Origin of the sequence: Caballeronia arvi (genome assembly GCF_001544695.2) — a bacterium.
In the GTDB taxonomy this organism is placed as follows: Bacteria; Pseudomonadota; Gammaproteobacteria; order Burkholderiales; family Burkholderiaceae; genus Caballeronia; species Caballeronia arvi.
In genome coordinates, this window is record NZ_FCOM02000127.1 from 1 (window position 1) to 7,564 (window position 7,564).

A 7,564-nucleotide genomic window follows, 5' to 3' on the forward strand; every position below is an offset into this window, starting at 1 on the left:
CCGCTGAAATCATGGCCGACCTGGTGACGCAGGATTGTGTAGATTGCATTGCGGGCTTCGTCAAAAGCGGCGCTCTCGATTTGCGTATCGGCAGCGCCGACCAGCTTATCGAGCATGAATCTACCCGCTGCAAAGCGAGCCAGCTTGGCGCCCATCTGTACTGCGGGTATGGCGAAGTCGACCAGGCCGCTGGAAATTGCGCTCTCGGGCATGTTTGAATGATGAGGACCAAACCCGTCGGCCACCTGGGCGAGTGTGAGCCCGCCGCGCTCCTTGATGGCCTTGATGCCCAGTGTTCCGTCCGAGTCGCCGCCGGACAGCACCACGCCGGCGGACAATTCGCCCACGTCGGTCGCCAGTGCGCTGAAAAAGAGATCAATGGGTCTGCGCTCTCGTCGGTGCGAGTCCTGCGCATGGACGTGCAGCCTACGATCCTCCACGGTCACAACCGCGTCGGTCGGTAAAAGATAAACAGTGTCGACTTCGATAACCGTGTTATCGGTAATGACGCGCACCGGCATGGCGGTGAAGCGCGACACGATCTCCGGCAGCATGCTTTCACGATTCGGGCTCAGGTGGGTGATGATTACGCACGCCAATCCGGGCTTCTCAGGCATGCCGCGAAAAAAGCCCTCCAGTGCCTCAACCCCGCCGGCGGAGGCGCCTAAGCCCACAATCGGGAAATCCGCCGCTGATGTCATGCTTTCTCCGACCGAGCGCGCGCCTTGTCGTCCGCCAGTGTCGGCCGCTTCGATCGGCCAGTAGCTTTGCCGCTCGACGAAGCACGGTGTGACGTCTGCTCCTCCAAGAGCCGTAGCCCTGCGCGGACGACTTCGCTGGCCGAACTGTAGCGACCGGTGGCGACTTCTGCTCTGATGAACGAGGAAAGATGTTCCGTTACGCTGATGCTGAATGCGTACTTGCTGGGCATGGGCGACTCACAACCGGATGGGTAACATCCAATACTATCCTTTGGAGCGCATCCCGGTTATACATTTCGGTCATCTGATCCGGTCCAGTGCGCGCACGGCCGCGAGTCCGCCGTGATTCAGCACAACCTGTCCGCAGAGATGACGTCGATCATATTGTCCACGCCGATTGTTCCGGCATCTTTCCTGCGCTACCGCAAGTGTTCGACTCGCACGAGTGCCGGAACACTTCATTGAGTGGGGTCCCTGCCTGTTGCGCGAGTCCTTCCATCTGTCCCGAGCTGGCGGTGATGCATGAATCATGTAACTGGAAAACGCCCAGAGCTGGTCTTCCACCCAGCGGGAAAGAGTCTGCCCAAACCCGCGGTCGGTAGAGACGACTTCCATATCTATGCCTCGTACCGTGGGAGCAAGACGGCTGGGTTTTTCGGGACGTTGAAGGTTGTAAGAGTCACGGACGGGCGGCTTCTCTATCCTTTTGACGGCGTTGATGCTATCGGTCGATATTCGACTAAAGACGAGGCCATCCGTGCGGCACAACAACGCGGCGAGGAAATCGTCAGCGCCGATCTTGCCTACCCGGAGCTCTAAAAGGCCTCTCAGTAACCGGTGATCTGGATACCGGCAGATCCAGCGGGCGATGCTCAGCACGCCGCGGGCGAAACGCGCGAGGAGGTTGGCGCCCTTAAGGAATAAATAAGACCCTGCTGATGACTCGCGCCGCGGATCCTGACCGTTTCCCGTCCTCTGATGACGAGGACGGAGACGACGGCAAAGAGGGGCGCTCATGCGTCAACGCGCCTCCCCGTTCCGGGAAACCCCACCATCAATCGCACTTACACGCAAGGGACTGCACGGCGCTGCGCGCCTACGCATAGCGCATTCCGCCCGCGGTGATGACGCGCACTTACTAGTATCTGGACGGAGATCCGTAGGCCGCGAACGCTGACTCAACTGGCACTCGCGCATGGCGCGACCGTGGTTGCGTTCGCGTTGCGCGTCGATCCGGCAGCACGACCCCGCGAAGCGAGGTGGCCCCGTTCGTTCGGACAGTTTCTCGAATCCGGGGTCTTGCCCGACAGACTTCAGCACGATATTTGCTCATCTCCGAGAAAAATTCCGCGACATACAAGCATGAAAGCAACAATATGGGGCCATACTCAGCTGCCGGAAGGGCATAAGGAGGTCCATCGTTTCGCGTTCGAACTGCACGATGGAAGTGCGGCGCCGCCCGTCCGAGAATCGGTGTCGCTGCGGACTGCCCGTGTTGTCGCAGTGAGACTACCCTACGGGACGCAGCGCGACGAAAACGATGCGCGCCTCGCGTTGGACTTCGTGCGGCCGGACGAGACCTTCGAGGTCAACGTCAAAGGACCTTCCGATGAAATGCTTGATGCCCTTGAGCGAGCGGGCGCCCAGTACACGGATGACTTCCAGAAGGACTTCGTCCTTGGCAACATCAAGGCACGTGAGCGGATGATTGCGCAATATACAATCGCGGGCGCGCGCGCCGGTGTCGTGATTGGCACGGATCACGCTGCCGAATCGCTGATGGGTTTTTTCACTAAGTATGGTGACGGCGGTGCGGACATTCTGCCACTCTCTGGCCTGACCAAGCGACGGGTGCGCGCGCTGGCACGCTCCATGGGTGCGGCGGAGCGGCTCGTCATGAAGGTGCCGACTGCGGATCTGGAATCGCTCACGCCGCAGCGGCCCGATGAGGACAGCTACGGCATTAGTTACGAGGACATTGACGATTTCCTTGAGGGCAAAGAAGTCAGTGAAGAGGTGCTGACAACAATACACCGATTCTACACAGCGACCGGTCACAAGCGCTCACTTCCCGTCGAGGTCAGTCGAAGCTGACCGCGCGACTAAATCCGGTGCTTTCCAAGCGTTCGGCGAAACGGCATAACGCAACGGTTTGCCAAAACCCACATCGCAGCGGCGTGGCATGGCGTTGGTGCTACTGGTCGAAGTTTCGATGAGTGATGCGCTGTGACCCGGCCGTTGCTGTGGGCTTTAACACCTTCGGTCCGCCCGGCGTTCACGAGTCGCGTGTGCTGCCAACGATGGCTCGGAGAGTCGGTCCGCAGGATAGGTCCATTACTTCCCACTCGGCATCGTCAATCCGGGTGAAAGCCGAATGGGGGCATGCAGTCTGGTGGGCGATCGACCCTTGTTGGCGGATCACTTCTGCTTGCGTATCAAACTCACTTGGCCGTTACGTTCGAGAATGGCTGCCGCTACGTCCTCGAGCGTCGTCGAGTGCAGTTCCTGCCTCGCGGTTTCGAACACATCGGTCCTTGTAATGAGAGCGGCCGACATCTGTTGTTCGTCGAACTGGCCGTCCTTGTAGACTTCCCTTTCCGCGCCGACGACGAGTCTTTCCAGCGCAGGCAAACGCACGCATGCCCACGCAAGAACGCGATGGATCAACACGATCACCAGTGAGGCGATGGCAGTAGGTATGGCGGGCGAAGCGCCCACGATGACACGACTCAGCGTTGCCCCCAGCAAGATTGCGACGACGTAATCGAATGGCGAGCGTTGACCGAACGAGCGCCGACCCGCGATGCGTATCAACGCCAGCGCGCCGAAGAACACCGCGACGGTGCGTGCGGCCATCTGCAAGGAGTCGAGGTCTTTTCCTTCGCCGAAAACGGTTAGCAGCAGGCTCATCGCTCTCTCTGTTTTGCGAATGGCTCAGTCACTGGGACCCAGATAGCCTGGCAGTCCCAGTGCGGCTTTGGTCTTCGCGAATTCGAGCGCCTTCTTCACGAGCGAATCGAATTCCGCATCGGTTTGAGGCGGCGGGAAGTTCTGTCGAAAGAAATCGGCCCAGCGGAATTCCTCCAGCGGGACGGTCGTCTTCTCGTATCCTCCCGCATCGCGAACCGACGCGGAAAGACTGCGGAACTCGTCGTCTTCCAGATCCCAAATGTGCTCGCGCATGTCTGCGAACGACACGCGTTGACCAAGAGCGTTGTACGGATACGTCCAGCGACTGTTTTCCAGCGTCAGCCAGAATTCGGCGCTTGAAAGCGCCGAAAGATCTTTGACGAGCACCACAGGAACGCGCCTTATTCTCGCTCTCCAAAGAGCGGCCGCGACATGGTGATGGTCGATCGCGTAAGCCGCGCCTGCCGGGCCATAGAGGATCGGAACAGGCTTCTCCGCAATGGCCATTTCCAGCTCGTGACCCTCAAGGCTCTGGTACGTTTCCGCTTTTTGCCGGACCTCGCGCAAACCGTGCGTCAGCTGTGTCGGACGGAGTTGTTCGATTTTTAGCGTCTTCGTCGTGTTCTCCAATGCAGTACGTCGGCCGCTGGGGCGGGCTGATCCGCCACGAGGTCCGCCCGCCTGTGGCGCGAGCAATCTCCGCGCCACGGGGCCGCGCAACGCTACAGAACCTAAAGACGCGCACGCAAACCGTTCGTCGTTCCCGCCACTTAAGTGCACGCTGGCACTTTCGATGCTTCGGGCACAAGCACGATTCGCCGGAGACAAGCCATGGACGTTAAATCGCTGATAGGCGGCGCCTTCGCATGGCCCGTTCGCACCTTCAAACGCTTCGGCGCTGATCGCGCCGCACCGATGGCCGCGAGTATCGCGTTCTATTCCGCGTTCTCGCTTGCGCCGACGCTCGTCATGGTGATCGCCGTCGCCGGTCTCGTGTTCGGCGCGGAAGCGGCGCGGGGACAACTGTTTAATCAGATCAGCGGCATGCTCGGAAAGGATGCGGCCGCGAGCGTGCAGGCGATCGTCGAACATGCGCATCGAAGCGGCGGCGGCGGCATCGCGGCGGTGACGTCGTTCGTGCTGCTCGCGGTCGGCGCGTCGGCGACGTTTTCATCGTTGAATACGGCGCTTTCCGTCATCTGGCCGAAGGACGCCGACCAAAAATCGGGCGTCGCAACGCTCGTCAAGGTGCGTCTGATTTCCTTTAGCCTCGTCATGGGCGTCGCGTTCCTGCTGATCGTATCGCTCGTGCTGGACACCGCGGTTCAGGCGGCGGGCAAGTGGGTGTTCGGCGATTCACCGCTTGTTATCGTCGGCGACATCGTGCAGTTCGTGCTTGGTCTCGTGATTCTCTCCGGCGCGTTCGCTGCCCTGTTGAAGTACTTGCGCGATGGCCCCGTGCCCTGGCGCGATGCGCTGGTGGGCGGCGCAATTTCCGCTGTGCTTTTCTCCGTCGGCAAAAAGCTCTTCGCGCTCTATCTCACGCACGCCGGAACGGCGAATGCGTTCGGCGCGGCAGGCTCGCTCGCCGTGCTTCTGATGTGGCTGTATTTCGCCGCTGCCGTCCTGCTGCTCGGCGCGGAGGCGGCGGCCTCGCGCGTCGAAGTGCGTGAGGGCAGGGATCAACACGCGCCGGAAGCATCGAAGGCGAGGGCGCCGAAAGGGGCACAAGCGCCAGCCGTGCTCGCCGTTAACGATGCCATCGCGCCTGCGCCCCCCGTGCGTCTCGTCGAATCGGGCGCGACCATCTGGACGCGACTCTTTGCGAACGGCGTCAACGTTGTGAAGGCCAATCCGAGCCGATTCGCCATCGCCGCCGCGGGTGCGGGCCTGTTCATTTTCACGCGAGGCTCGCATCGTTCGCCCGTCAAGAAACGATGAGGGCGGCCACACCTCAAGGAATAGCGCATGTCCGCTTCGAAAAGCAGGTCATGACTTACGCCATAGGCGTTGCTGGGCGGCGCCGCGGTCGCATCGCTCGGTGTCGCGGCGTATACGGCGATGCACGCGCGCCGGGCAGGGCGCGACTATCCGCCCATCGACGATTTCGGCAGTTCTTGCCGCGTGCGCCAGCGGCCTTCCCACGGGGTCCGCGGCGAGCGTGCGTTGTTGGTGGATGGCTTGCGCCGTCGTTCACTGATCACCGCTTTTTACGTCCTTCAACTCATCCCACGATATCGGCATCGATACCGCCGTGCCCGGGCGGGCGCGTACTGGAGAACGCGGCCACCGTGCTGGCGCTTCGACCATTGCACAGATAGTGGATGAATATCTTGCCGACTCGATTTTTCGCGGCCAGCACGGCTGAAAATCGCTGTAGCACGACGCGCGTCATGTGCTGTGCGACCGCTTGTGAGAAAAGCTTGACCTCCTCCCCCCTGTCGGCGGGTGAGCGGCACGGCGATGTGAAAACCCTAAACGCCGCTGGTCCGTTGGTCTTCGCAAATGAACGCAGGCCGAGCTCATCCAGGACGACTTTGATGAGTGATGCGGCTTCCAACATCGTGGACCAAGGCAGCGCGGGATCGGGATCCGTCAAAGACGACACGGTCGGGGTGTTCGAGATCGGGCGCCACGCCGTTCCACGAGTGGATCTCGGCGACGCTCATCTGAGCGAGCCCGACCAGTGCGCCTGCGGTGTTAGCGATCAACTCGTGAAGCAGGGCCCGCCGCGCCCTCAGTGATTTCTGACCTCCTTGTCTCGCTATAGATGGCCCGTATTTCAAGGCATCTTTTTTGCGGCACTCTGTGCGCTTGCGATCCGCAGGCGCGTCAGGAGCACGGCCATGCATGAAGATCAGGTGAAAGGCGTCGGAGAAAAGGTGAAGGGAAAGATCAATGAGGGCGTCGGCAAGATGACGGGCGATCCCGCACAGGAGGCAAAGGGCGACGCACAGCAAATAGCTGGCGAGGCCAGAAAGCAAGTCGGCAACGCCGAAGAGGATGCGAAGGACGCAGCCCGTGAGGCGGTGGATCGTGACCACGGTTCCGTCGCACCGTAATCTATCTGGTTCAAGAATGAGGGAAGCCGTGTAAGGCTCCGGAGACAGCCATGAATCGCATCTCAGCTCTATTAAGCGTCCTCCTTGTAGCAGCAAGCGGGAGTGCGTTTGCGCAAACCACGCAGAAGGCTCCGTCACCGACGACTCAGAACGGCGCCACGACGAATCAAGCGGCCAACAGCGCTTCTAGCGGGGCAAGCACCCCAGGCGGCCCGACACTGATGCAGCAACGTGAAAAGGGCATGTCGCCGGATGGCGCTTCTGGGGCGGACGCAAACGGAAAGGCGACCGGTAAAATGAAACAGTAAAGCGCCATCCGCCTCTCCGACGTGGGTGTGTCGAGAGGCCGTTCAGTGTCAACAAGCGGCCAGTCCAGCATATCGCGCCAGCGGAGGATAGAAGAGCGAAAGGTTCCTCTTCCAACGGCCGGCGGACCCGCGGCGCGCTCAGCAGTAGTATCTGGCGGACTTGCGTGGCCGGCCCGTCCGGCCCTCCGGCCCGTGTGCCAAGCCGTCAGCGGCGCTCTGCTGCCGTGGCGAGCGATACGTCGCTCGCCATGGCCTGTGCATCAGTTCGCATCTGTCTACCGCGAAACCAGCATGCCAATGATCACGCCTCCGAGTGCAGCGATGGCGATAGCATTTTAAGGTTGTCATGCACGAAGTCGTCGGTCGTCTGCGTCGCACGCCTGTAGTTCTTAGCGACAGTATCCTGCATGTCCGAGAGCTTGTTTTTCACACTTGCGCGCGCGTCGTCGCCTGACGACTGGTTGTTTCCAGACTGTGAAGCTGCGCGTTGATTGCCGTCCCCAGCGGTCGCGGGCGGCTGAGTGTCTTCTCCTGACGCGCCGTGATTTGAGCTGGTCGGAAATTCATAGGGAGTGTCGGCCTT

The 7,564-nt window shown here is 60.9% G+C and carries 11 protein-coding genes; 5 read left to right on the forward strand and 6 right to left on the reverse strand.

Translation table 11 applies throughout. From position 1 onward, the window contains the following. Positions 1-701, reverse strand: a 701-nt coding sequence (locus tag AWB74_RS42870; protein ID WP_143749491.1) for a chemotaxis protein CheB, incomplete at its 3' end; no start/stop codon positions are given. Further along, positions 698-931 (reverse strand): type II toxin-antitoxin system ParD family antitoxin, encoded by a 234-nt coding sequence (locus AWB74_RS42875; protein WP_087039558.1) that lies wholly within the window; start codon positions 929-931, stop codon positions 698-700. The genes AWB74_RS42870 and AWB74_RS42875, both read right to left, overlap by 4 nt. A 292-nt stretch (positions 932-1,223) precedes the next feature. On the opposite strand from AWB74_RS42875, the gene AWB74_RS42880 reads away from it, so the two are divergent. Further along, the gene (locus tag AWB74_RS42880) at positions 1,224-1,520 is read left to right on the forward strand and encodes a DUF6723 family protein (RefSeq protein ID WP_235024927.1); all 297 of its coding nucleotides are present in this window, start codon (positions 1,224-1,226) and stop codon (positions 1,518-1,520) included. Between the two features lie 543 nt (positions 1,521-2,063). Continuing rightward, positions 2,064-2,795 carry an ammonia-dependent NAD(+) synthetase gene (nadE, locus tag AWB74_RS42885; protein WP_087039559.1) on the forward strand — a complete coding sequence of 244 codons (732 nt, stop codon included), beginning with the start codon at positions 2,064-2,066 and terminating at the stop codon, positions 2,793-2,795. A gap of 324 nt (positions 2,796-3,119) precedes the next feature. Here the strand turns inward: nadE and AWB74_RS42890 are convergent, their stop codons facing one another. Together AWB74_RS42890 and AWB74_RS42895 are read right to left on the reverse strand one after the other, a co-directional pair. Then, a complete protein-coding gene (locus AWB74_RS42890; protein WP_061152567.1) occupies positions 3,120-3,611 on the reverse strand; it encodes a DUF421 domain-containing protein in 492 nt (163 codons plus the stop codon). Between the two features lie 24 nt (positions 3,612-3,635). Continuing rightward, positions 3,636-4,241: a ParB-like protein gene (locus tag AWB74_RS42895; RefSeq protein ID WP_061152568.1), complete on the reverse strand. Its 606-nt coding sequence runs from the start codon at positions 4,239-4,241 to the stop codon at positions 3,636-3,638. A gap of 201 nt (positions 4,242-4,442) precedes the next feature. Here AWB74_RS42895 and AWB74_RS42900 point away from each other — a divergent pair, with 201 nt between their 5' ends. After that, positions 4,443-5,552: a YihY/virulence factor BrkB family protein gene (locus tag AWB74_RS42900; RefSeq protein ID WP_061152569.1), complete on the forward strand. Its 1,110-nt coding sequence runs from the start codon at positions 4,443-4,445 to the stop codon at positions 5,550-5,552. A 283-nt stretch (positions 5,553-5,835) separates the two neighbouring features. Here AWB74_RS42900 and ligD read toward each other — a convergent pair whose 3' ends face one another. Continuing rightward, positions 5,836-6,210 carry a non-homologous end-joining DNA ligase LigD gene (gene ligD / locus AWB74_RS47995; protein ID WP_235024928.1) on the reverse strand — a complete coding sequence of 125 codons (375 nt, stop codon included), beginning with the start codon at positions 6,208-6,210 and terminating at the stop codon, positions 5,836-5,838. Positions 6,211-6,457: 247 nt separating this feature from the next. On the opposite strand from ligD, the gene AWB74_RS42910 reads away from it, so the two are divergent. Together AWB74_RS42910 and AWB74_RS46170 are read left to right on the forward strand one after the other, a co-directional pair. Continuing rightward, the gene (locus AWB74_RS42910; protein WP_061152572.1) at positions 6,458-6,673 is read left to right on the forward strand and encodes a CsbD family protein; all 216 of its coding nucleotides are present in this window, start codon (positions 6,458-6,460) and stop codon (positions 6,671-6,673) included. 50 nt (positions 6,674-6,723) lie between these two features. Further along, complete coding sequence (locus tag AWB74_RS46170; RefSeq protein ID WP_143749492.1) at positions 6,724-6,981, forward strand: hypothetical protein; 258 nt, start codon at positions 6,724-6,726, stop codon at positions 6,979-6,981. A 301-nt stretch (positions 6,982-7,282) separates the two neighbouring features. On the opposite strand, the gene AWB74_RS48000 is transcribed toward AWB74_RS46170, so the two are convergent. Next, positions 7,283-7,564 (reverse strand): hypothetical protein (locus AWB74_RS48000; RefSeq protein WP_235024929.1); only part of this gene is annotated, 282 nt, incomplete at its 5' end.